The sequence below is a fragment of the Rhodococcus sovatensis genome (assembly GCF_037327425.1).
Classification (GTDB): domain Bacteria; phylum Actinomycetota; class Actinomycetes; order Mycobacteriales; family Mycobacteriaceae; genus Rhodococcoides; species Rhodococcoides sovatense.
On sequence record NZ_CP147846.1, the window covers coordinates 2549505 to 2573944 of the forward strand.

At 63.6% G+C, this 24440-nt stretch carries 24 protein-coding genes; 7 read left to right on the top strand and 17 right to left on the bottom strand.

The features are described from left to right. Position 1: 1 nt before the first annotated feature. The 11 genes from WDS16_RS11910 to WDS16_RS11960 form a co-directional block, all read right to left on the bottom strand. A complete protein-coding gene (locus tag WDS16_RS11910) occupies positions 2-430 on the bottom strand; it encodes an OsmC family protein (protein ID WP_338892852.1) in 429 nt (142 codons plus the stop codon). 38 nt (positions 431-468) lie between these two features. Beyond that, positions 469-1335: a bifunctional DNA-formamidopyrimidine glycosylase/DNA-(apurinic or apyrimidinic site) lyase gene (mutM, locus tag WDS16_RS11915; protein ID WP_338892853.1), complete on the bottom strand. Its 867-nt coding sequence runs from the start codon at positions 1333-1335 to the stop codon at positions 469-471. A gap of 1 nt (position 1336) precedes the next feature. Continuing rightward, positions 1337-2098, bottom strand: coding sequence for a ribonuclease III (gene rnc / locus WDS16_RS11920; RefSeq protein WP_338892854.1), 762 nt, complete (start codon positions 2096-2098; stop codon positions 1337-1339). Positions 2099-2120: 22 nt separating this feature from the next. Next, positions 2121-2303, bottom strand: a complete 183-nt coding sequence (gene rpmF / locus WDS16_RS11925; protein ID WP_082897847.1) for a 50S ribosomal protein L32 — start codon at positions 2301-2303, stop codon at positions 2121-2123. 2 nt (positions 2304-2305) lie between these two features. Further along, a complete protein-coding gene (locus tag WDS16_RS11930) occupies positions 2306-2827 on the bottom strand; it encodes a DUF177 domain-containing protein (protein WP_338892855.1) in 522 nt (173 codons plus the stop codon). A 216-nt stretch (positions 2828-3043) separates the two neighbouring features. Beyond that, the gene (locus tag WDS16_RS11935) at positions 3044-3811 is read right to left on the bottom strand and encodes a DivIVA domain-containing protein (protein ID WP_338892856.1); all 768 of its coding nucleotides are present in this window, start codon (positions 3809-3811) and stop codon (positions 3044-3046) included. 125 nt (positions 3812-3936) lie between these two features. Further along, complete coding sequence (gene coaD / locus WDS16_RS11940) at positions 3937-4425, bottom strand: pantetheine-phosphate adenylyltransferase (RefSeq protein WP_338892857.1); 489 nt, start codon at positions 4423-4425, stop codon at positions 3937-3939. 29 nt (positions 4426-4454) lie between these two features. Then, positions 4455-5009, bottom strand: coding sequence for a 16S rRNA (guanine(966)-N(2))-methyltransferase RsmD (gene rsmD, locus WDS16_RS11945; RefSeq protein WP_338892858.1), 555 nt, complete (start codon positions 5007-5009; stop codon positions 4455-4457). A gap of 14 nt (positions 5010-5023) precedes the next feature. Further along, the gene (locus WDS16_RS11950) at positions 5024-8440 is read right to left on the bottom strand and encodes a pyruvate carboxylase (RefSeq protein ID WP_338892859.1); all 3417 of its coding nucleotides are present in this window, start codon (positions 8438-8440) and stop codon (positions 5024-5026) included. Between the two features lie 113 nt (positions 8441-8553). After that, positions 8554-10824: an ATP-dependent DNA helicase RecG gene (recG, locus tag WDS16_RS11955; RefSeq protein ID WP_338892860.1), complete on the bottom strand. Its 2271-nt coding sequence runs from the start codon at positions 10822-10824 to the stop codon at positions 8554-8556. 37 nt (positions 10825-10861) lie between these two features. After that, positions 10862-12547, bottom strand: a complete 1686-nt coding sequence (locus WDS16_RS11960) for a DAK2 domain-containing protein (RefSeq protein WP_338893375.1) — start codon at positions 12545-12547, stop codon at positions 10862-10864. Between the two features lie 225 nt (positions 12548-12772). On the opposite strand from WDS16_RS11960, the gene rpmB reads away from it, so the two are divergent. Both rpmB and WDS16_RS11970 read left to right on the top strand, forming a co-directional pair. Continuing rightward, complete coding sequence (gene rpmB / locus WDS16_RS11965; protein WP_008717389.1) at positions 12773-12964, top strand: 50S ribosomal protein L28; 192 nt, start codon at positions 12773-12775, stop codon at positions 12962-12964. 154 nt (positions 12965-13118) lie between these two features. Continuing rightward, entirely contained in the window at positions 13119-13907 is a 789-nt protein-coding gene (locus WDS16_RS11970; protein ID WP_338892861.1) for an enoyl-CoA hydratase-related protein, read from the top strand. 8 nt (positions 13908-13915) lie between these two features. On the opposite strand, the gene WDS16_RS11975 is transcribed toward WDS16_RS11970, so the two are convergent. Next, positions 13916-14608 (bottom strand): uracil-DNA glycosylase, encoded by a 693-nt coding sequence (locus WDS16_RS11975; RefSeq protein WP_338892862.1) that lies wholly within the window; start codon positions 14606-14608, stop codon positions 13916-13918. Next, a complete protein-coding gene (locus WDS16_RS11980) occupies positions 14605-15627 on the bottom strand; it encodes a thiamine-phosphate kinase (RefSeq protein WP_422395785.1) in 1023 nt (340 codons plus the stop codon). The genes WDS16_RS11975 and WDS16_RS11980 overlap by 4 nt, the downstream gene beginning before the upstream one ends. A 147-nt stretch (positions 15628-15774) precedes the next feature. On the opposite strand from WDS16_RS11980, the gene WDS16_RS11985 reads away from it, so the two are divergent. Beyond that, positions 15775-16011, top strand: a complete 237-nt coding sequence (locus WDS16_RS11985; protein WP_338892863.1) for an Lrp/AsnC ligand binding domain-containing protein — start codon at positions 15775-15777, stop codon at positions 16009-16011. Between the two features lie 31 nt (positions 16012-16042). Continuing rightward, positions 16043-16621 carry a DUF3515 domain-containing protein gene (locus WDS16_RS11990; protein WP_422395786.1) on the top strand — a complete coding sequence of 193 codons (579 nt, stop codon included), beginning with the start codon at positions 16043-16045 and terminating at the stop codon, positions 16619-16621. 6 nt (positions 16622-16627) lie between these two features. On the opposite strand, the gene WDS16_RS11995 is transcribed toward WDS16_RS11990, so the two are convergent. Beyond that, a complete protein-coding gene (locus tag WDS16_RS11995) occupies positions 16628-17734 on the bottom strand; it encodes a D-alanine--D-alanine ligase family protein (RefSeq protein ID WP_338892864.1) in 1107 nt (368 codons plus the stop codon). Positions 17735-17792: 58 nt separating this feature from the next. Continuing rightward, the gene (locus WDS16_RS12000) at positions 17793-18791 is read right to left on the bottom strand and encodes an NAD(P)H-dependent glycerol-3-phosphate dehydrogenase (RefSeq protein WP_338892865.1); all 999 of its coding nucleotides are present in this window, start codon (positions 18789-18791) and stop codon (positions 17793-17795) included. 160 nt (positions 18792-18951) lie between these two features. Between WDS16_RS12000 and cofC the strand changes: the two genes are divergently transcribed. From cofC to WDS16_RS12015, 3 genes are all read left to right on the top strand, one after another. Next, entirely contained in the window at positions 18952-19602 is a 651-nt protein-coding gene (cofC, locus tag WDS16_RS12005; protein WP_338892866.1) for a 2-phospho-L-lactate guanylyltransferase, read from the top strand. A 153-nt stretch (positions 19603-19755) separates the two neighbouring features. After that, positions 19756-21903 carry an RNA degradosome polyphosphate kinase gene (locus tag WDS16_RS12010; protein WP_422395827.1) on the top strand — a complete coding sequence of 716 codons (2148 nt, stop codon included), beginning with the start codon at positions 19756-19758 and terminating at the stop codon, positions 21901-21903. Then, positions 21903-22838 carry an NUDIX hydrolase gene (locus tag WDS16_RS12015; protein ID WP_338892867.1) on the top strand — a complete coding sequence of 312 codons (936 nt, stop codon included), beginning with the start codon at positions 21903-21905 and terminating at the stop codon, positions 22836-22838. Before WDS16_RS12010 ends, WDS16_RS12015 begins: the two co-directional genes overlap by 1 nt. A gap of 93 nt (positions 22839-22931) precedes the next feature. On the opposite strand, the gene WDS16_RS12020 is transcribed toward WDS16_RS12015, so the two are convergent. Continuing rightward, positions 22932-23636, bottom strand: coding sequence for an HU family DNA-binding protein (locus WDS16_RS12020; protein ID WP_338892868.1), 705 nt, complete (start codon positions 23634-23636; stop codon positions 22932-22934). 148 nt (positions 23637-23784) lie between these two features. After that, positions 23785-24402: a 3-isopropylmalate dehydratase small subunit gene (gene leuD / locus WDS16_RS12025; protein WP_338892869.1), complete on the bottom strand. Its 618-nt coding sequence runs from the start codon at positions 24400-24402 to the stop codon at positions 23785-23787. Positions 24403-24440 lie beyond the last annotated feature (38 nt).

Sequence of the window (24440 nt, forward strand, 5' to 3'; positions counted from 1 at the left end):
GTCAGGCGTCCACGTCTATGTCCAGAGTGATGGTCGTGCCTGCCTTCAGCGTGCGACCGACGGTGCACACTTTGTCGATGGCCCGCTCGACCACAGTCAGTAGCCGTTCCTGCGCTTCCGGATCCAGTTCGCTGAGGTCCACTTTGAGGATTTCGTTGAGTTCCGGATAGAGCTCGTTCTCGCGGTCCGCATGCCCGGACACCTCGACGGTGGCGTCGTAGCTGTCGCCCAAACGGCGAGAGAGCGGCAGATCGGAACTCATTCCGGTGCACGCGGCAAGTGCGATCTTCAGGAGCTCGCCCGGAGTGAAGACGCCCTCCACCGACTCGGATCCGATCAACACCTCGGCGCCGCGCGAGCTCTTGCCGGTGTAGCGGCGGGTTCCGGTGCGTTCTACCCACAGCGATGTCGGGGTGCTTTCGTCAGCCATGAGAGCCGATTGTAGGGACCGCGAGCACGGGCGCGGTATCAGGACCGAGTAATTCTCGGTCTCGGCTGGCACTTCGGGCAGCTGAACGACGATCTGTTCATGAACTTCTCACGCCTGATCGGACTTCCACAGCGGGAGCACGGAAGTCCTTCCTGACCGTAGGCGTCCAGCGAGCGATCGAAGTAGCCGGACTCGCCGTTGACGTTGACATACAGAGCGTCGAACGACGTTCCACCCTGAGCCAGCGCCTCACCCATCACAGCATGTACCGCTGTCAGCAACCGCCGCAGCGCCGGGCGCGTCAGAGTCTCGGCGATCCGATTTCCGTGGATCTTCGAACGCCACAGCGCTTCGTCGGCATAGATGTTTCCGACTCCGGACAGCACGGTCTGATCCAGAAGGGCTCGCTTGATCTCGGTGTGCTTGCCGCGCAACACCGTGACGACGGCCTCGGCATCGAACAGAGGATCTACGGGATCGCGAGCGATGTGTGCCACCGGTTCCGGAACGATAGAACCGTCCACTTCCTCGAGTGGGGCTATCGCCCAACCACCGAAGGTTCGCTGATCGACGAATCTCAGTTCGGCGCCGTTGTCCAGCCGCGCTCGGATCCGTAGGTGTTTCTCGTCCGGCACTGTAGGAGGCTGGACCAGCATCTGACCGCTCATCCCGAGGTGAACCACGATAGCGACGTCGCGAGGATCGAGGGGAAGCCACAAGTACTTCCCTCGACGCTCGGCAGAGGAAATTCGGCGACCACTCAATTGCCCGACGAGATCCCGGCCGCCTGCGAAGTGACGCCGTACCGCTCGCGGATGGAGAACATCGACCGACTCGATGGTGGAACCGACGATGTGAGATTCGAGTCCGCGTCGAACGACCTCGACCTCGGGCAGTTCGGGCATTTCAGGCTGAGGCCTGCGGACCGGCCGGGGACAACGAATTCCACGCCGTGCTGGCGGCCTTCTGCTCGGCTTCCTTCTTGTTCCGACCGATCCCGACGCCGAGTGCGCGGCCACCGACAAGCACAGTGGCGGTGAATTCCTTGTCGTGATCCGGCCCGGTCGACGTGATTTCGTAGACGGGCACGCCCAGCGACTTCTCGGCGGTCAGTTCTTGGAGACTGGTCTTCCAATCGAGTCCGGCTCCGAGGCGCGGCGCCCGATCGAGCAAGTCGGCGAACAACGTGAGTACGACGCGGCGCGCCGTATCGATTCCATGCTCGAGGTGTATTGCCCCCAGAAGGGACTCCATACCATCGGCAAGGATGCTCGGCTTGTCGCGTCCGCCGGTTTGCTCCTCGCCTTTACCGAGCAGGAGATGCCGACCGAGCCCACCGTCACCGAGACTGCGGGCTACCTCGGCCAAGGCATGCATGTTGACGACACTGGCACGGATCTTGGCAAGCTCACCCTCCGACTTGGCCGGATGTGCCGAGTAGAGGCGCTCGGTGATCGTCAAGCCGAGAACCGAATCGCCGAGAAATTCCAGACGTTCGTTCGTCGGGAGACCGCCACGCTCGTACGCGTACGAGCGGTGCGTCAGCGCCAACGTCAGCAGCGACTCGTCCAATACAACGCCAAGAGCGGCGAGGAGCGACTTTCGGTCGTCCCCGCCGCTGTCGACGTTCGAGCTCTTCTTTACGGCAGAACTGCCTTTGCTCGGCACAGTGTGTCCGCTCCTAGGGAGATCAGACAGCTGCTGCGACCTGGCGGCCCTTGTACGTGCCACACGACGGGCACACGATGTGCGGCATCGTCTTCTCGCCACAACCGCGGTTGGGGCACGTCACGAGGGTGGGTGCAGTGGTTTTCCACTGTGCACGACGCGACCTCGTGTTGGAACGCGACATTTTACGCTTCGGGACAGCCACTTCTACTTCTCCTCGGCTTCGTTGTTCACAAGTTTGTTGCTCGGTTCTGTTCCCACGCCAAATTTGGCTGCAAGACCAGCCCAGCGAGGATCCAGTATGTCATGACTGTGCTCGGATCCAGCAATCGCCAGGCGAACGCCACATTCGGAGCACAATCCTTCGCAGTCTTCGCGGCACAGCGGATTCAGCGGAAGCTCCAATCCGACAGAATCCACGACGACTGGTTCGACGTCGATCTGATCGTCGAGGATGCGACGGATCTCGTCCTCGTCGGTCGTCTCTTCGGTGACACTGTTGGGGTAGGCGAAAAGCTCGGTCAGGTAGACATCCACCGAACCCGTCACCGGTTCCAGGCACCGGGTGCACTCGCCTGCCGTGTCGGCTCGAACCGTGCCGGTCACCAGCACGCCCTCGGACACGGATTCGAGCCTGAGATCGAGTTCCACGGGAGAACCCGCCTCGATCGCGATCGCGTCGAGTCCGATCCGCGTGGGCGCGGCGACCGTGCGCTGTATCTGCTTCATCGACCCCGGCCTACGGCCGAGACTGTCGATGTCCAGAACGAAACCCGTACCCGGTTGGGGGCGGGGGGTACTACGACGGCTAGACACAGCGGTTCTCTCTACTCGATTGCGTTCGTGGTGTTGCGTGCGATTCGGCGATACTCGCGACAGGCAATGGGCAACCACTCAACGATACGCATTCGCGCATGTGTTGAGCAAATTGTCGCGGCCGAGCTCCTAGCGACGGGGCCGTCGGAAGTCGTCACCCTGCTCCGAGCCGTAGTCAGGAACTCCCGACCCGGTACGTAGCTGCTGGCGACCCCGACCGACAGACCTGATCGTTCCGGTGAGGAATTCCTCGAACTCGGCGAGCTTGGTGTCGACGTACACGTCGCATTCGCTGCGCATCCGGTCCGACTCGGCATGAGCTTCGTCGATGACTCGCGCCGACTCGGCGTGTGCTGCTTGCACCACCTCGGTTTGTGCGACCAACCGGGCCTGTTCCTCGACGCCATCGGCGACCGCTCGGTCGTACGACGTCTGACCTGCCTCGATCATGCGATCGGCCTCGGTCCGAGCTCTCGTGGTCAACGCGTCGTACTCCTGCTGACCCTGCTCGACGGTGCGTTCCGCGGAGTCGGTGGCGTCGTCGACGAGTTGCTCCGCGTGCGCCTTCGCCTCGGCCACCATGCGGTCGGCCTGGGCCTTGGCATCGGCAAGGATCCGATCGGCGGAATCCCGCGCGTTCTCGACGGTGTCCTGCGCCTCGTTGTTGGCAGTGGTGACGGTCTTCTCGGCGGTGGCTCGGGCGTCACCGACCAACTTGTCCCTATGGTCGAGCACGTCCTGGGCGTCGTCGAGTTCGCCCGGAATCGAATCTCGGACGTCGTCGAGAAGTTCAAGCACATCACCACGGGGGACGACGCAGCCCGCCGTCATCGGGACACCGCGCGCCTCCTCGACAATGGCGACGAGCTCGTCGAGTGCCTCGAATACGCGGTACACCGGTAACCCCAATCGTGTTGGCTGCTGAAGAACTTATCTTGCGGACCAGATCCTTGTGCTCGTCAGTTTGCCTGGTGATTGCCGTGTCCGTGCGACACGGACTCGGTGTGTCGCAGGTTGGAACCTTATTCGGCCTGACGCTCGGCGATCCGAGTCAGAAGCCGCGAGTACACGCAGTCGGGAACCATGTCCTCGACGTCGCCCCCGAACGTCGCTACTTCCTTCACGAGCGAACTGGAGAGAAAACTCCATCTCGGGTTCGCCGGTATGAAGAGAGTGTCGACTCCGGACAACTTCTGGTTCATCTGGGCCATCTGGAGTTCGTAGTCGAAGTCGTTGGCGCCGCGGAGACCCTTGACGATGGCTGTGTGTCCCTCTTGCTTGGCGTAGTCGACGAGCAGACCGTGCCAGGAGGAGATGCGAACGTTCTCGAGGTGCGCCGTTGCCTCACCGATCATCTCGATGCGCTCGTCCACGGTGAAGAGCCCACGCTTGCTCTTGTTGATCATGACCGTGACGATGACCTCGTCGAACTGCGCTGCAGCTCTGGTGATGACGTCGAGGTGACCCTTGGTCACCGGGTCGAAGGATCCAGGGCACACCGCTCCAGTCATGCCAGCACGGTATCACCGGCTGCGAGCCGCTAGCTTTTCACCGCGATCTCGATGCGAGTCTCCCCGTACTTCTTGACCTTGTCGGGCTCGAGACCGTCCGGCCACGACGTCTGCGGCGAGCGTGACGATCGCTCCAGCACGACGATTGCATCGGGCGCGAGCCAGCCTCCCGATAGCAACGCCGAAAGCATATGCGCCACAGCATCTTCGGTGACGGCGTAGGGCGGGTCCGCCAGCACGAGGTCGTAGGTCGCGTCTGCTGGCCCTGCGAGCACCGACGCGACAGGAGCGCACCGAACTGCCGCGCCGAGGAGGCCGACGGCGGCAGCGTTCTCACGAACCACCGCTGCCGCCCGAGCGTCCGACTCCACCAACACTGCCGATGCCGCACCACGCGAAAGAGCTTCCAGGCCAAGCGCTCCGGAACCTGCGAACAAGTCGAGAACTGCCACGCCCTCGAAGTCCATGCGGGCCGCCAACGAGCTGAACAGCGCCTCACGGACGCGTTCCGACGTGGGACGCGTACCGCGAGGCGGCACCTTCAGCTTCCTACCCCCTGCGATGCCAGCGACGATCCGAGTCATCTACAGGACACTACTCATTCGGCAGATGCGTCCTCGCCGGACGATCCACTTCCGATCACCACGAGCAGGTCCCCACCTTCGACCTGCTGCACGCCACCGATGGCGAGACGTCCGACGGTACCGCTCTTCGGGGCGGTGATCGCGGCCTCCATCTTCATCGCTTCGATCGTTGCCACGACGTCACCGATCGCTACCTTGTCGCCCTCGGCGACCGACAGGGTCACCACACCGGCGAACGGAGCAGGCACGTGCCCGGAGTTCGACCGGTCGGCCTTCTCGACAGTCGGTACTTCGCTCGAGATGGATCGATCGCGCACCGACACCGGCCGAAGCTGCCCATTCAGAATGCACATCACCGTCCGCATACCTCGCTCGTCGGCGTCGGAGATCGCCTCCAGACCGATCAACAACTCGACGCCCTTCTCGAGCTGCACTCGATGCTCGTCGCCTTGACGCAAACCGTAGAAGAATTGATTTGCCGACAACCGCGACGTATCGCCGTACTTCTCGCGATGCGCCGCCAGTTCTGCGGTCGGGCCGGGAAAGAGCAACCTATTCAACGTGTCTCGGCGCTGAGCGGACGTTCCATCGAGCGACTTCTCGTCCTCGGCTGCGAGAGGTGTTTCCGGTTTGGCCTCACCGCGACCCTGCAACGCCTTGGTCCGCAACGGCTCGGGCCAGCCACCTGCCGGTGTTCCGAGCTCTCCGCGCAGAAAGCCGATCACCGAATCCGGGATATCGAACTTGCTCGGATTCTCGGCGAACTCCTCCGCAGAGGCCCCCGCACCGACGAGTGCAAGCGCCAGATCCCCGACGACCTTCGAGCTCGGCGTCACCTTGACCAATCTGCCCAACATCCGGTCGGCAGCGGCATAGTTGGCCTCCACCGTCTCGAATCGATCGCCGAGGCCCAGGGCGATCGCCTGCTGTCGCAGATTGGACAACTGCCCGCCGGGAATCTCATGTGTGTAGACGCGTCCGGTCGGCGACGGCAATCCGGACTCGAACGGCGCGTACACCTTCCGCAGCGCCTCCCAGTACGGCTCCAGATCGCACACCGCCTGCAGATCCAGACCGGTGTCACGATCGGTGTGCGCGGCCGCAGCGACGATCGCGGACAGCGCGGGCTGACTCGTCGTACCCGCCATGGACGCGCTGGCACCGTCGACTGCGTCGGCACCTGCCTCCCACGCCGCGAGATACGTCGCCAACTGCCCGCCGGGGGTGTCATGAGTATGCACGTGCACCGGCAGGTCGAAGTTACTGCGTAGCGCGGTCACCAACGTTCGAGCTGCCGGCGCGCGCAGGAGCCCCGCCATGTCCTTGATCGCCAGTACGTGGGCACCGGCATCGACGATCTGCTCGGCAAGTTTCAGGTAGTAGTCCAGGGTGTACAGCGTCTCGTTCGGATTGGACAGGTCGCCGGTGTAGCTGAGCGCGACTTCGGCTATCGCAGTGCCGGTTTCGCGAACCGCGTCGATCGCCGGGCGCATCTGATCGACGTTGTTCAGCGCGTCGAAGATACGGAAGATATCGATACCGGTATCGGTCGCCTCCGCAATGAACGAGCGGGTCACCTTCTCCGGGTACGGCGTGTATCCCACGGTGTTTCGGCCACGCAGCAACATCTGCAGCGCGATGTTCGGTACGGCCTCGCGCAGGGCAGCCAGACGGTCCCATGGATCCTCGTGCAGGAAGCGCAGCGCCACATCGTAGGTCGCACCTCCCCATGCCTCGATCGACAGCAGCTCCGGAGTCGTGCGCGCGACGTACGGCGCGACCATCAGCAGACCCGAGGTGCGCACGCGGGTAGCCAGCAGAGACTGGTGGGCGTCACGAAATGTCGTGTCGGTGACCCCGAGAGCCTTACGGTTCCGCAGGTCCCGAGCGAACCCTTCCGGGCCGAGCGCAAGCAGACGCTGACGACTACCGTCGGGAATCGGCGCCGAGAAGTCCACCTCGGGCAGCTTGTCCTGCGGGTACACCGGAGACGGGCGGTCACCGTGTGGCTTGTTGACCGTCACATCCGCGAGGTACGTCAGGATCTTCGTGCCGCGATCCCCCGAGCTACGCGAAGTCAGCAGCTCCGGGCGTTCCTCGATGAACGAGGTGGTCACTCGTCCCTGGGTGAAATCCGGATCGACGAGAACGGCCTGCAAGAACGGGATGTTGGTCGCCACTCCGCGGATGCGGAACTCGGCGACCGCTCGCCGGGCTCGCGCGATGGCTGTATCGAAATCCCTTCCGCGACAGGTCAGTTTGACCAGCATCGAGTCGAAGTAGGCGCCGACCTCGGCGCCGAGGGTGGTGCCACCATCGAGTCGGACGCCTGCACCGCCCGGGGTGCGATATGCAGTGATCCGGCCGGTGTCCGGCCGGAATCCGTTGGCCGGGTCCTCGGTGGTGATGCGGCACTGCAATGCCGCACCGCGAAGCACGATGTTGTCCTGACTGAGCCCGAGATCGGCGAGGGTCTCCCCCGACGCGATCCGCAGCTGCGACTGGACCAGGTCAACGTCGGTGACCTCCTCGGTTACCGTGTGCTCCACCTGAATTCGCGGATTCATCTCGATGAAGACGTGGTTGCCGCGAGTGTCGAGCAGGAATTCGACGGTGCCGGCGCAGGAATACCCGATTTCCTTGGCGAACGCCACGGCGTCCGCACACATGCGCTGCCGAAGTTCTTCGGGGAGATTGGGAGCAGGCGCGAGTTCGATGACCTTCTGATGCCGCCGCTGCAACGAGCAATCACGCTCGAACAGGTGCACCACGTTGCCCTGGCCATCGGCCAGAATCTGAACCTCGATGTGGCGCGGATCGATGACCGCCTGCTCGAGGAATACCGTCGGGTCGCCGAAGGCGGATTCTGCCTCACGTGCGGCAGCTTCGATCGACTCACGAAGCATCGAGGGCTCGGCCACCCGGCGCATTCCGCGGCCACCGCCGCCTGCAACGGCTTTGACGAAGAGAGGGAATGTCATCGACTCCGACGCCGCCACCAGCTCATCGACATCACTCGACGGCTCCGAGGACGCAAGAACGGGTAGTCCGGCGCGCTTCGCTGCAGCGATCGCGCGAGCCTTGTTCCCGGTCAGCTCGAGCACATCTGCCGAAGGTCCGACGAACGTAATCCCGGCCTCGGCGCACGCCGAGGCGAGATCGGGATTCTCGGACAGAAATCCGTACCCCGGGTACACGGCATCGGCGCCCGCGCGCTTGGCGGCCGCAACGATCTCCTTCACCGACAGATAGGCGCGAACGGGATGACCCTTCTCACCTATCTCGTACGCCTCGTCGGCCTTCGTCCGGTGGACCGAATTTCGATCCTCGAACGGGAAGACGGCCACGGTGGCCGCACCCAACTCGTACGACGCGCGGAAGGCTCGGATAGCGATCTCGCCGCGATTGGCAACCAACACTTTGGAGAACATTCGCTTAACCTACCGCTGACCGATACGTCGAATGTGACCACTGTCTCGAGATGTGGGACAGAATGATCAGTTTTCGCTTCTGGAACGGTGCAGTGGACCGATATTGAGGGAATTCAGGACTTGTCGAGGTAGTCCGCGCGGTCCGATCTCCACGCGGATTTCATCATCGACACGATGCCCGGGTGGTCCGTCATCTCCGGATCGGCGTCGAACAGGCTTCTGGCGCACGCGTGCGCGTCGGCGATCACGTCTTCGTCGTCGATGAGCGACAGGAGCCGCATGCTACTGACGGTTCCGGACTGCGCGGCACCGAGTACGTCGCCTTCCCTTCTGGTCTGGAGGTCGAGCTTCGCCAGTTCGAATCCGTCGTTGGTGGCTGCCACCGACTGAAGCCGAGCGAACGTCGGTCCCATCGAACCGAGCTGGCTGATCATGATGCAGAGCCCTTGATGCCCGCCTCTGCCGATACGCCCCCGAAGCTGGTGGAGTTGGCTGATGCCGAATCGGTCCGCATCGACGATGACCATCACCGTGGCGTTCGGGACGTCGACGCCGACCTCGACGACCGTCGTGCAGACGAGCACATCGATCTCGCCCGCGTTGAATTCCTGCATGGCTGCGTCCTTGTCGTCCGGATGCATGCGCCCGTGCAGCAGACCTACCCGCAGATCTGCGAGCGGGCCGGAGCTCAGCATCTCGAACATGTCCACCGCGGACTTCGTCTCGGGAAGGACATTGTCGTCGTGCATGGCATTGCGGGTCCGCGGCTTCTTCTCGGCCTCGTCGCCACCGATCCGCGAGCACACGACGTACGCCTGACGCCCCCTCGATACCTCCTCGTTGATGCGCTGCCACGCGCGATCGACCCACGCAGGTTTGTCCTTCGACGACACCACATTGCTGATGATCGGTGCCCGTCCGCGAGGCAGTTCGTCGAGGGTGGATGTTTCCAGGTCGCCGAGCGACGCCATAGCGATGGTTCGAGGGATCGGCGTGGCAGTCATGACGAGCAGGTGCGGGCTCGACCCGTCCCGGGCCTTCGACCTCAGTGCATCGCGTTGCTCGACACCGAACCTGTGCTGCTCGTCGACGACGACCATCGCGAGGTCCATGAACTCGACGCGATCCTGGATGAGTGCGTGGGTACCGATCACGATGCCTGCGTCACCGGTGACCGTATCCAGCAGAGCCTTCTTCTTCGCCGCAGTTCCCATCGAACCGGTGAGCAGCGTCACCTTGATCGCCAGTTCGTCCGCACCGAGTTCGCCAGCCCCCGCGAGCGTGCCCAGCATCATCGAGATCGAGCGCGCGTGCTGTGCCGCGAGGACCTCTGTGGGCGCCAACAGCGCGCACTGATGACCTGCGTCGATCACCTGCAGCATCGCCCGGAGAGCCACGATGGTCTTGCCGGAACCGACCTCACCCTGCAGTAGGCGGGACATCGGGTGATCCCGTGTCAGATCGTTCGAGATCTCCTCGGCTACCCGCTGCTGTCCTGCAGTGAGCGTGAACGGAAGACGCTGCTCGAACTCCGCCGCCACGCCGTCGGCGACAGGTGGGCACGGTGGCGCTGCGCGTGTGGACACGTCGCGGCGCCTCGCGGCCAGCACCAACTGAACGGCGAGGGCCTCGTCGAATTTCAGACGCGCTCGCGCTTGCTCCTTCTCTTCGACGGAGTCGGGAAAGTGGATCCAGTGCAGCGCCGTGTCCAGGGAGACCAGTTCACGCTCGGCGAGTATCTCACCGGGCACCGGGTCCTCGACGGTGTCGAGTCCGTCGAGAATCTGCCGAACTGCACGCATGAACGTCCAGCTCTCCACCTCTTTGGACGCCGGGTACAACGGAACGAACCGACGATCGAACACCGACATGTCGACGCTGCCCGTTGTTGCGTCCACCGCCCCGCGCGCCATCCCTGCCAGGGCACCACCACCGACGATCCGGCCCTGCGGCACAACTGCGCCGTCCTCGTCGTCTCCGCCGAGAATGACGTATCCGGGGTGCGTCAGGTTCCACCGTCGACCGAAGTACTTGACTTTGCCCGAGAACATTCCCTTCCGGCCGGGCACGAGCACGTGCTTGAGTTTGTGGGGGCTGAAGAACGTCGCGTCGATCTGCTGTCCGTCGGCTTCGAGCGAGACCGCGAGAAATTGTCCTCTACGGGCCTTCATGTCACGCAACTTCGAAGCCGTGATGGTCGCGACGATGGTGATGTGCTCGCCTTCGGGCGGTTCTTTTTCGGTCAGTTCCGCGCCCTGCGTCATATATCGATGCGGGTAGTACCGCAACAGATCCTCGACGGTCAGGAGTCCGAACAGCTCGGCCAATGGTTCCGCGACCTTCTTGCCCAGGAGGACGTCGAGTCGATCAGATAAGCCGACCATCGTGTTGCTCGCCCTGCCCTTCCACTCCTACCGTGGGTCACTCGACGCCGAGTTGCACCACGTCGCCGGGCTGCCCGCCTGTGTAAACGACCACTTCGATGCCAGGATGACGATCCGCGATGTAGACCGACAGTCCTTCCGCGACGTCCGCCGGGTCGGGTTGTCCAGCCACCGACTCGCCGTGCAGCATCGTCACCATCTCACCACCCACCGACAACAATTGATCCAGCAGGGCGCGTCCGGCTGCGAGCACGTCCTGGCCGATCACCACTACCTCACGGCCCGCCAGCCCGAGGCCGTTGCCGGGCTCGCACATTCCTACCCACGTGAGGGATCTCTCGTCAGTGATGCGCAGTGATGCCCAGCGTGTGCCCGCCGCGGCCTCGGACATCGCGAACGCGTCGTCCACCGCTGCTCGCGTCGGATCGTGCACAGCGAGCGCTGCCAAGCCCTGAACCATCGACGACGAGGGAAGCATGAGCACGTCCTTGCCCGCGGTGCGCGAAGCGATGGACACCGAGACCAGCTCCTGAGCGGAGAGCGCACCGTTGGGAAGGACGAGCACCTCCGGGTGTTCGGCGCGCAGGATGGCATCGCACAGCTCCGACGTGCCGATTCGTCTCGTGTCGCACCGAAGTACTGCAGCACCCTCGCTCACATACAGTTGCTCGGCGCCGTCGCCTGCGACGACGGCAAGGATGTCTCTCCCGTGACCGTCGGCGTTTACCGCCGTCGCCGGCCCGTCCACACAGTCCATCGTGCTCAGTGCGTCGATGCGAATGCCGTGCACTCGACCGACAGCGAGGCCCACCTCTACTGCCAGGCCCGCATTGGCTGTGTGCACGTGCACGGACCAGCTGCCTGCACCGTCTCCGGCGACCACCGTCGAATCACCCAATTCGCTGAGTGCAGATCGCAGTGCAACTACGTCGTCCTCGCCGATGTCCGTCAGTCCGTAGAGAACCTCGTACCCACCGATCGACGATGCGCCGCGATGGTGATGCTCTCCCTCGGTCACCGATCGAAACTTCGTCGGGTTCGAAGCGACGATGGTTCGGTGATAGCGCGGACGTGTGGGCAGCGTCCCCGTCACCACGGCCGAGAAGCAATCGAGCATGACGACGAGCCCCAGAGCACCGGCATCGACGACGCCCGCAGCATCGAGCACCGACAACTGCGATCGAGTGCGATCGAGTGCAACGGCAGCGGACTCACTCGCACGAAGCACGACCGCGGCGAGATCGGATCCTGCCGACTCGGTGGCGGCATCGGCCGCGACGGCCAGAACTGTCACGATCGTGCCCTCCACAGGAACACTGACGACCTCGCCGACGAGGTTCGATGCCCGCCCGAGGACTCGCGCCACACCTGGACCATCGAGACGACCACTGCGGCATTCCTCGGCCAGGGCGCGCATCAACTGGGACACGATGACACCGGAATTGCCACGGGCACCTGCCACCGCACCTCGAGCGAGGCTCGCTGCAACTGCAGCGAGATCGGCGTGCGGGCCTGCGCTTCTCATGCACTCGACAGCCGACCGCACGGTGAACACCAGATTCGTGCCGGTATCGGAATCCGGTATGGGAAACACGTTCAGCTCGTTGATCTCCTCGCGCCGGTCGGTGAGACCGTCGACACAGCGATAGGCCCACTGTCTGAGTTCATCGGCGCCCAGTTCCGTCACCGCCGCCGATACCTCGCGGTCGACCACCTCACCCATGTCGATCACGACCCCCGTCCCCTCGATTCGGCCACAGCAAGCCTAGACTCGAACAGTCCCGGAGGACGTTCAGCCACCACTTCAGGTGGCGGTTTGGTGAAATCCGGGTACGCCGCTATTCTTGCAGGGTTGCCCTAAGAGGAGCGGCGTGCTGATGTGCGTCATGTTTCTTGGCGCAACCGCCCTCATGTTAATGCTCAATCATCTATCAAGGAGTTCGCGACTATGGCTGCCGTCTGCGACGTATGCGCCAAAGGGCCCGGCTTCGGTAAGTCGGTCTCGCACTCGCACCGACGGACCAACCGTCGTTGGAACCCGAACATCCAGACCGTTCACGCTCAGGTTGCCCCCGGCAACTCCAAGCGCATGAACGTCTGCACTTCCTGCCTCAAGGCAGGCAAGGTGGTTCGGGGCTGATAACTGCCCCCGAGAACGAGTACGTGACTGTGCCCCGCGACCGAACCTGGCCGCGGGGCACAGTCATGTTCGGGCACAGTCATGTTCGGACACCACAGAGCGATAGGAACACCGTTGTGACGGTCGCCGACGGGCGCACGTTACAGTGAATTTCGTGACAACTTCCGAAAGCACCGGGACCGTCGACCTCGTAGACGGCGTACTTCAGATCACCGTGGCCACCGACGCGGCCGGCACTTCACTGAGCGGCGCCGCCATGGTCGAGGGAGCGAACGCTCTCCACGCGCTCAATTCAGGAGAACTGACCGCAGGCGCCGTCCTCCTCCTTGGTTCGGGTTCCAATTTCTGCGCAGGCGGAAACGTTCGGGCATTCGCGGCCGCCCCCGTCCGCGGCGCCTACGTTCGAGGCGTAGCCGACGAGTTCCATCGCTTCGTGGTCGAACTCGCCGCGACCACCGTCCCAGTCGTTGCCGGTGTTCAGGGATGGGCAGCAGGCGCCGGGATGAGCCTGGTTTGCCACGCCGATATCGCGATCGGTGGCCGCTCGACCAAATTGCGCCCGGCGTATTCCGGCATCGGTCTGACCCCGGACGGGGGTCTGACATGGACGCTTCCGCGAATCGTCGGGCCCGCTCGTGCCCGCGATATTCTGCTCAGCGATTCGGTCCTGCACGGTGAGGAAGCAGTCCGGCTCGGAATCCTGAGTCGACTCGTCGGTGACGACATCATCATCAGTGAGGCCCAGCGCCTCGCCCGTACCCTTGCTGCCGGACCGACCGCGGCGTTCGAGGGCGTCAAGGCACTACTGCAGAAGTCCGACACCCACACCCTGGCAGAGCAACTCGATGCCGAGGCCGCGTCGATTGCTGCAGCCGCCGACGGTCCGACCGGCCACGAAGGAGTCGACGCATTCGTGGAAAAGCGTCGACCCGACTTCTCGTAGATCGCCGGCTACGGCAGCCTCCAGTCGATGGGTTCGTGGCCTCCTGCGACGAGCAGTTCGTTGGCACGGCTGAACGGGGCGGATCCGAAGAAGCCGCGCGACGCCGAGAGCGGTGACGGATGCACCGACTCGATACACTGCGTCGAACCGAGCATCGGTTTGAGCGTGGCCGCATCGCGGCCCCACAGAAGTGCAACCAAACCGGCCTTGTCGTCTCCGTCACCTCGCGCGACGAGAGCTCGAATCGCTTGCTCTGTCACCGCTTCCCACCCCTTCCGGCGATGCGAACCCGCAACCCCGGGTTGCACCGTCAGCACGCGGTTGAGCAACAGCACACCCTGATCGGCCCAGGGCGAGAGATCTCCGCTCGATGGAGTCGGGAACCCGAGATCGGAGGTGTACTCCTTGAAAATATTGGCCAGACTGCGGGGAACGGGCCGGACGTCGGGTGCGACCGAGAAGCTCAACCCGACGGCGTGCCCAGGAGTCGGGTAGGGATCCTGCCCGACGATCAGTACCCTGACATCGTCGAACGGCCTGGTGAAGGCCCGCAGCACATTCTCTCCCGACGGGAGGTAGCCGCGTCCGGCGGCCGATTCCGCGCGGAGCATCTCGCCCATCGCCGCTATCTGCTCCTCGACCGGTTGCAGCGCTGTGGCCCAACCCTTTTCGATGATGTCGTGCAGCGGTCGCGCAGTCATTCGGTGCTCCCGTCGAAGCTGGACCATCCGGCGGGACCGGAGAACGGCTCTCCGTCCACTGTCACCATCGGCGCCCCCGAAGGACCTGACACGTGGCCCACCACCGTCCAGCCGTCGGGAATCCGTGCCGTCCGGGGAAACGTCGCAGCGAAGGCGTGATCTTCGCCTCCACCCAGAACCCACGAAAGAACTGACACCCCCAGATCGGTGGCGGCAGAGACGATCTCGCTCCCGGTGTCCAGCAAATCACTGTTCAGGTCGACCGAGACCGAGGAGGCTTGCGCGATGTGACCCAAATCGGCGACGAGGCCGTCGGACACATCCGTCAGCGATGTCGCTCCCGCCAGTGCGGCGGACACACCCTGTTCGTATTCGGGTGCCGGCACTCGATGAGCGTCGACGAGTGCCGCATGCCCCGACCGACCCGCTTCGAGGACTGCGAGACCCGCCGCCGACCAACCGAGGTGTCCGAAGACGGCGACTACATCACCTGGGCGGGCGCCCGAGCGCAGCACCGGCGGTCGTCCTTCGAGATCACCGAGTGCGGTGATGGAAATCACGAGCTCCTCGGACTGGACTAGATCTCCACCGATGATCGATGCACCAGCGCGTTGCGCTTCGCGCCAGAACCCCTCGGACAGACCGTCCGTCACCTCCACCGACGTCGAGGCAGGGCACCCGAGAGCAACCAGGAATCCGGTGCAGCGAGCTCCCATGGCCGAAATGTCGGCCCCGTTCTGCGCGACGGCCTTCCGTCCGACGTCGATCGGACTCGACCAGTCCAGCCGGAAGTGCCTGCCCTCCACCAACATATCGGTCGTCGCGACCACTCGACCGTCTGCCGCAGCAACGACTGCAGCGTCGTCGCCCGGTCCGAGGATCGTGTGGCTCGATTGGATCCGACCTCTCGTCGATCGGTCGATCACGCCGAACTCCCCGACCTGAGCGACCGTTGGACTGTGGGATTCGTCTCGGTCAGCGCCGATGTCGATGTTGTTCCTCTTTTCTGCTGTGACCACCTGGCTCCCCTCTCGCGCGGAACGACTCCGACCGCTGCGGTACCTTTTTACCGACAACCGCGCTTGTCGGGTGCGAAGACGCCCGAAATGCGAGACCACCGCGACACTACCTTCGGGTACTGCCGGGACATTCGGAAAGGGCCGACGATGGTGCAAGCATTCATCCTCGTACAGACAGAGGTAGGTCGATCCGCTCTGGTCGCATCGGCGCTGCAAGACGTTCGTGGAGTCGAAACGGCGGAGGCCGTACTCGGTCCGTACGACGTCGTCGTCCGTATCGTTGCCGAGGACGAGGCAGAACTGACCGCAATCGTCGCCCGCGTACAGAAAGCCGACGCCATCACCCGGACGCTGACGTGTCAGGTCGCGGGCATCCCCGCGTGACACTGCCGGTCCTTCTATTTCCGAGCGGAACATGATGACAATCGAACCCCAGTCGCCGGAACCCCAGTCGTCCGAGCGGCGTCACCCCGCAGTCATCGCGACGGCCGTGGCCCTGCCCATCGCATTGCTCGTCGGGGTCATCGTCGCCGCCGTCACGGTGTCCGGCAATGCAACACGCCCCCCGGAAGCACTCGGGCCCGTCGACGCCCCCGCCGCCGAGAGTTCGGGCTGTGCGGCACTTCTGGATGCGCTCCCCCAAGCCCTCGGCGACTACACCCAAACCGAACTCGTGGATCCCGCGCCTACGGGCGCTCGCGCGTACGCCCCCGACGACGACGCGTCCGAGGCGATAGTTCTTCGATGCGGTCTACCTCGTCCTGCCGGGTTCGACGTGGCCTCCGCACTCCAGGTTGTCAACGGCGTTCAGTGGTTCGAGGTGTCGGGAGCCGACACAGGAATCGATGCAAGTACCTGGTACACCGTCGATCGTCCGGTGTACGTAGCGCTGACGATTCCCGGCGGTTCCGGACCGACACCGCTGCAGGACGCGTCGGACTCCATCGCGGCAGCGTTGCCGCAGACTGCGCTCGACCCTGCACCTCTGCAGTGACGTCGGCTATCTGAGCCCGGTGCCGCGCGCCAATGCCGTCTCGATGAGCGTGTCGATCAGAGTCCGGTAGTCGACTCCCGCGGCATCCCACATCTTGGGGAACATCGAGATCGAAGTGAAGCCGGGCATGGTGTTGATTTCGTTGATGATCGGTCCGTCCTCGGTGACGAACAGGTCGACGCGGGCAAGACCTTGGCAATCCAGCGCGCGGAACGCGTCCACGGCGATCCGGCGGATCTCGTCGCTGACGTCGTCCGAGAGGACAGCGGGAACGTCGAATTCACAGACGTCGTCGAGGTACTTGCTGTCGAAGTCGTAGAACGCGTGATCGTCCACCGGGGCATCGCGCATGCGGATCTCTGCGACAACGCTCGCACGCACGGAACCGTCCGGGAACTCCAGCACTCCACATTCGACCTCACGACCCGCGATCGCGCCTTCGATGATCACTTTCGGATCGTGGACGCGCGCATACGTGATCGCACCGGCCAGCTGATCCCAACTGCTGACCCGACTGATCCCGATGGACGATCCCCCGCGGGAGGGTTTGACGAATACCGGTAGACCCAGAAACTCCTTCTGCTCGGCGCTCAGAGAGTCGACACCACGCCGAAGCACGACCTGTCTGCCCACGGGAAGATCTTCGGCGGCAAGAAGTTTCTTGGTGAACTCCTTGTCCATGCCGGCAGCGCTCGCGAGGACACCCGGTCCGACATAGGGAACCCCTGCAAGTTCGAGTAGCCCCTGAACCGTGCCGTCCTCGCCGTACGCACCGTGCAGCAGCGGAAAGACGACGTCGACCGAGGACAGGACCGAGCCTGCGTCACCGTCGTCCAACGAGAGCAGTGCGCCCTTCCTGCCAGGATCGGCGGACAACGCCAGAGCCGTCGAGTTCTTGTCCACACTCGGCAGCACTCGTCCGTGGATGGCGAGTTCACCGACGTCCTGCGCCCCGAGCACCCACGCGCCCTCATTCGTGATGCCGACAGGCACGACGTCGTAGCGCTCGGGATCGATGTGCCGGAGCACACTGCCTGCGGAGACGCAGGAAACCGCGTGCTCATTGCTTCGTCCGCCGAAGATCACGGCAACTTTGATACGGGTTCCACTCACGGTGACCCACCGTACCGTCCGAGCAATTCTCCGCGCGACGCGTCGCCCTCGTCGGGTGCTACTCGGGCTTGATTCTGCGTCCGAGGAGGTGCCCCACGGCGTCGGGGACCGACAGCCCCTCATGACACACTCGGTGGACGGCCTCGGTCAACGGCATCTCGACGTCGTAGCTCTCGGCAAGTGCACGCACCGAGGTGCATGACTTCACACCTTCGGCGACCTGTCCGTGGGCGGCTTTCTGGGCACTCTCCATCGACCCACCGGCTCCCAGACGCTCACCGAAGGTTCGATTACGCGACAGCGTGGACGAACACGTCGCGACGAGATCTCCGACGCCCGCGAGACCGGCCAGCGTCGCAGGCTTCGCGCCGAGCGCCGTGCCGAGACGAATGATCTCCGCGAGTCCTCTCGTCATGATCGAGGCGAGAGTGTTCTCGCCGTACCCCACCCCGCTGGCCATGCCGCATGCAAGCGCGATGACGTTCTTGCACGCGCCACCGATTTCGCAGCCGATCACGTCGGTATTGGTGTACGGACGGAAATAGCCTGTGGCGCAGGACTTCTGGACCTCGAGTGCACGCCTGGAATCGGTACAGGCAATGACTGTCGCGGCCGGCTGGCCCTCGGCGATCGGGCGAGCCAGGTTCGGCCCGGACAACGATGCGATTCGGCTTGGATCGGCACCTGTCACCTGTGCGATGACCTGACTCATCCGCAGTAACGTTCCGGTCTCTATTCCCTTGGCGAGGCTCAGCAGCGTGGCGTCCTCTGGAATGGACTCGGTCCACTCGGCGAGGTTGGCGCGGAGCGACTGCGACGGAACCGCGAGAACCACGATGTCGGCGCCTTCGAGCGCGCGTTGGGGATCGCTGGTGGCGGTGATGTTCTCAGGAAGGGTGATACCTGGTAGGTAATCAGGGTTCTCGTGTCCTTCGGCGATCGAGGTGGCCAGCTCGGAGCGCCGAGCCCACATCGTCACGTCGGTGCCCGCGTCGGCCAACACCTTGGCGTACGCCGTCCCCCAAGATCCGGAACCGAGTACCGCTGCTCTGGTCATCGAAAGCCACCTTCATCGATTCGTGCACACATTGACTCATCCGACTGTCCGAATGCGCGGACCTCGAGAGCCCACGGACCGCCGCCCCACAGTAACGTCCCGCGCTCACCCCCCGAGGTCGAACGGTGAGGGCTTCAGCGCCGCTGGCAGGATCGAGCACATGAGTACCGCGCACGTGGTGATCGCAGTCAAGGATCTCGCCGCAGCCAAGACACGTTTGGCCGAGGCCTTCGCCGATACCGACCGTGCCCGTCTGGTCGCCGCAATGTTCCGGGACACCGTCGTCGCCGCGCGCGCGGTGGACGCCGTCTCGGCCATCACCGTCGTCACGCCGGATCCTTCCATTGCCGCCGCCGCAGTCGACTTGGGCGCCCGGGTGGTCGAGGAACCGTGCGACCGAACACCCCAGGACTCCGTTGCGCGACTCAATTCGGCCTTCGAGGCAGCGGCCTCGATTGTGCGCGCCGAGGGCAGTGCCGACATCATCGCGTTGCAGGCGGACCTCCCCGCACTCCGGTCCGCCGAATTGGCGCAGGCCTACCTCGCGGCTCGCGGGCATGCCAGGTCCGTCGTGAGTGATCATCATGGGACCGGAACGGCTGCCTTGATCGTCGACGGGTCGTCCGGTGAGTTCGCACCGCTGTTCGGACCCTCCTCGGCGCGGCGGCACCGCGAGTCGGGCGCATACGATCTCGACGGACACTGGCCGGGCCTCCGGCTCGACGTCGACACCATCGACGATGTGCGGGAGGCTCACGCCCTCGGTGTCGGCCAGGCAACCGCTGCGGTTCTGCGTTCGCTGGGCTGGTAGTCGACACACTGCGTCGAACGAGTCGGACACAATTCATCGATCCGAGTTTCACCGGTCACCGCTATAGGGGATGATCGAGCGGTGAGCAACAGCGAAACAGAAGCCGACTCCGCTGCAACGACAGCCCCGGGACATCGGACCGATGGCAGTCCGATCAGTCCGCCACCGGCAACGACTTCGACCTCGAGTCCGGCTGCGCTGCCTGCGGCAACCGAGCCGCATGCTCCCGACGCCAAAGAGGCGCTACCCGAAAACCGTTATCTCAACCGTGAATTGAGCTGGCTGGACTTCAATTCACGAGTCCTTGCACTTGCCGAGGATTCCTCACTCCCGCTACTCGAACGTGCGAAGTTCCTGGCAATTTTCGCCTCGAACCTCGACGAGTTCTACATGGTCCGCGTCGCCGGCCTCAAACGTCGAGACGAAACCGGTCTGTCCGTACGTTCCGCCGATGGGCTGACCCCGCGTGAACAACTCGCGTTGATCGGTGAACGCACTCAGGAATTGGCGCGACGCCACGCCCGCGTCTTGCTCGACGCCATCCTTCCCGAGCTCACCGCGGTCGGCATCGAGATCATCCGCTGGTCCGATCTCGACTCGGACGAACGCGCTCGATTGTCGACGTATTTCCACGAACAAGTGTTTCCGGTCCTCACCCCGCTTGCGGTCGACCCAGCGCACCCGTTCCCCTACATCAGCGGCCTCAGCCTCAATCTCGCTGTCACAGTCAAGGATTACGCCACCTCCGGCGAACACTTCGCACGCGTGAAGGTTCCCGACAACGTCGACCGATTCGTTCGGGTGCGTCGCGGCGACGGTGGCCATCGAGTCGACGCATTCCTGTCCATGGAAGAGGTGATCTCCGCGCACCTCGACGTACTCTTCCCCGGAATGGATGTGGTGGAGAGCCACGCCTTCCGCATCACCCGGAACGCCGACTTCGAGGTCGAAGAGGACCGCGACGAGGATCTATTGCAAGCACTCGAGCGTGAGTTGGCACGCCGCCGCTTCGGATCTCCCGTTCGGCTCGAGATCGCCGATGACATGACCGAGCACATGCTCGAATTGTTGTTGCGTGAGTTGGACGTCGATCCGAGCGATGTCATTCAGGTGCCAGGTCTGCTCGATCTGTCGTGCCTGTGGCAGGTGTACAGCGTCGACAGGCCGACGCTCAAGGACGCGCCTTTCGTTCCCGCAACACATCCGGCTTTCGGCGAGCGTGAGACACCCAAGAGTGTGTTCTCCACTCTGCGGGACGGCGACGTGCTCGTCCATCACCCGTACGACTCCTTCTCCACCAGTGTGCAGCGGTTCATCGAGCAAGCCGCGGCCGATCCGCAAGTACTGGCCATCAAGCAGACCTTGTATCGCACGTCGGGAGATTCACCGATCGTCAACGCACTCGTCGATGCTGCCGGCGCAGGCAAGCAGGTCGTCGCACTCGTCGAGATCAAGGCGCGCTTCGACGAGCAGGCGAACATCGAGTGGGCTCGAAAGCTGGAGAAGGCCGGCGTCCATGTCGTGTACGGTCTCGTCGGCCTGAAGACTCACTGCAAGACATGCCTGGTCGTGCGGCGCGAGGGCTCGGTCATCCGTCGGTACTGCCATATCGGAACGGGCAACTACAACCCCAAGACAGCTCGAATCTACGAGGACGTCGGCCTGTTGACCTCATCGCCAGAGATCGGTGCCGACCTGACCGACCTTTTCAATTCGTTGACCGGCTATTCGCGCAAGACCAGCTACCGCAACCTTCTCGTCGCTCCGTACGGCGTGCGTCGCGGCATCATCGAACGCATCGAGGCGGAGGTCGAGCATCAGAAGGCGGGCCGCGAGGCGGGAATTCGGCTGAAGGCCAACGCGCTCGTCGACGAACAGGTCATCGACGCGCTGTACCGCGCCTCCGCGGCCGGAGTGTCGGTCGAGGTCGTGGTCCGCGGAATCTGCGCGCTGAAGCCGGGTGTTCCTGGACTCAGTGAGAACATCGAAGTTCGCTCGATCCTCGGGCGTTTCCTCGAGCACTCACGAGTCCTCAACTTCCGCGGCGCGGACGAGTTCTGGATCGGCAGCGCCGACATGATGCACCGAAACCTCGATCGACGCGTAGAGGTCATGGCGCAGGTCAAAGATCCGCGTCTGACCGGCCAGTTGCACGACATCTTCGAATCGGCGCTCGACCCGACAACCCGATGCTGGATTCTGCAACCCGACGGTGGCTGGGCGGCGTCACCGGCTCAGGGCGAGAGCGTGCGCGAGCACCAGGGCGAGCTGATGCGCAGCCGGCGGAACCAGGCGTCCTGATGTCGGGCGGCGACAATCCCTTGCGTGCAAACATATTCGCCGCCGGCGCTGTCCTGTGGCGAAACTCTCCCGACGATCACAACGAGATAGACGTCGCAATCGTCCACCGCCCGAAGTACGACGATTGGTCATTTCCCAAGGGCAAGGTGGATCCAGGCGAAACGTCGGTCGACGCAGCCGTACGAGAAGTCGCTGAGGAGACCGGATTCGAGTCTCGCCTCGGTCGCTACCTGTCCACCGTGACCTACCCGATTCCCGGACATCGCAAGATGAAGAAGGTCGACTATTGGGCAGCCAAAGCTGAGGACGGAAAGTTCGAGCCCAACGAGGAAGTGGACGAACTACGCTGGGTGGCACCCAAGGAAGCCGTCCATCAGTTGTCCTACCCCATGGACCACAAGATTTTGCGACGCTTTCTGAAGCAACCCGTCGACACCGAGACCGTCCTTCTCGTCCGACACGCCAAAGCCGGTCGGCGCTCGCGATACAAGGGTGACGACGCCCTGCGGCCGCTGGATTCCATGGGTGAGGCTCAAGCAGCCGCCCTGGTTTCTCAACTGTCTGCATTCGGCGCAGACTCGGTGCACGCCGCCAACCGACGTCGATGCGTGCAGACGGTTCAACCGTTGGCAGATTCCCTGTCTGTCCAGATCACGCTGGAACCACTGCTGTCCGAGGAAGGCTACTGGGACGCTCCGCAGGAGGCCCGGCAGCGAGCGCTCGACATCGCTGGTCTCGGAGGCGTCCGGACGATCTGCAGTCAAGGGAAGGTGATTCCCGATCTGCTGCAATGGTGGGCGGACCGCGATGGAGTCACTCTTCCCCCGAACCGAAATCGCAAGGGCAGTGTGTGGGTACTGTCACTCCGCGACGGAAAGCTGCTCGCTGCAGATCATCTGGCCAGTCCACTACCGTCGACCCCTGCTGTTAGCTGAGCAGTTCGCAGCACGAACAGGGCCCCGTGAGATTTCTCTCCCGGGGCCCTGTTCGCGAATTGTATGCAGTGAAACTACTTGCGTGCTGTGAAACTACTTGCGTGCTGTGCGCTTTGCGGGAGCCTTCTTGGCCGCCGTCTTCTTGGCTGCGGTCTTCGCCGGAGCCTTCTTGGCCGCTGCAGCCGTCGTGGTCTTCTTGGCTGCGGTCTTCGCCGGAGCCTTCTTGGCCGCTGCAGTTGTCGTGGTCTTCTTGGCTGCGGTCTTCGCCGGAGCCTTCTTGGCTACCGTCTTGCGCGCCGTCGTCTTGGCGGGAGCCGCCTTCTTCGCTACGGTCTTCGCCGGAGCTGTCTTGCGCGGCGTCGTCTTGGCGGGAGCCGCCTTCTTCGCAGCCGCAGTGGTCTTGCGTGCGGTGGTCTTGACTGCAGCCTTCTTGGCCGCGGTCTTCTTTGCTGCCGCAGTCTTCTTGGCCGGAGCCGAGGCAGATCCACGCTTGACGGCAGGGCCGGTGGCGGGAAGCTTCTGGCCACCCGCGATGACTGCCTTGAACTGAGCACCGGGACGGAATGCCGGAACATTGGTCGGCTTCACGCGCACGGTCTCACCGGTGCGAGGGTTACGAGCGACGCGAGCTGCACGACGACGCTGCTCGAAGACACCGAATCCGGTGATGGTGACGCTCTCGCCACGGTGGACGGCGCGCACGATGGTGTCGACGATGTTCTCGACAGCCTCTGTGGCGCTCCTCCTGTCAGACCCCAACTTCTCGGTCAGGGCGTCAATCAGCTCTGCCTTGTTCATGGATTTCCTCCGCAATATTGTGGCCCATCGTCGGACCGACTACTACAACGGTAAACCCCAAGACGTCAAGAGTCTATGAGCCACGCCAATTCTCATTCGGCGTGGCGGAATGTTTTAGCGCCACAATGCGTGTCGGAGGACGAAATCGCTACCCCTCCGAGGGCTCCTCGATACGCTCGGGGAGGGTCGCAGGTTTCCATGACGGCCTTGACTTTTCATACTCCGCAATGGCCTCTACCTGGCGTAATGTCAATCCGATGTCGTCAAGGCCCTCCAGCAGGCGCCACCTGGTGTAGTCGTCAATGGCAAAGCGCACCACCAAGGTTCCAGCCACCACGGTCTTCGTCTCCAGATCCACGAGAATTTCCAAACCTGGCTGCTCCTCGAGCGCCTTCCAGATCAATTCGACGTCACTTTGGTCGACTTCGGCCGCCAGCAGACCGGCTTTTCCGGCGTTCCCGCGAAAAATATCGGCGAACCGGGAGGCGATGACAACGCGAAAACCGAAGTCCGATAGCGCCCACACCGCGTGCTCCCGGGAGGACCCGGTGCCGAAATCGGGACCGGCGACGAGTACCGAACCCTTGTCGTACGGCGCTACGTTGAGGACGAAATCGGAATCGTTGCGCCACTCGGCGAAGAGTCCATCCTCGAATCCCGTGCGCGTCACCCTCTTCAGGTAGACAGAGGGAATGATCTGATCGGTATCGACATTGGACCGCCGCAGCGGGACGCCGATTCCTTTATGCCGGGTAAAGGGTTCCATCGAAATGTTCTCCTACGTTTGACGGGTATCGGTACAGC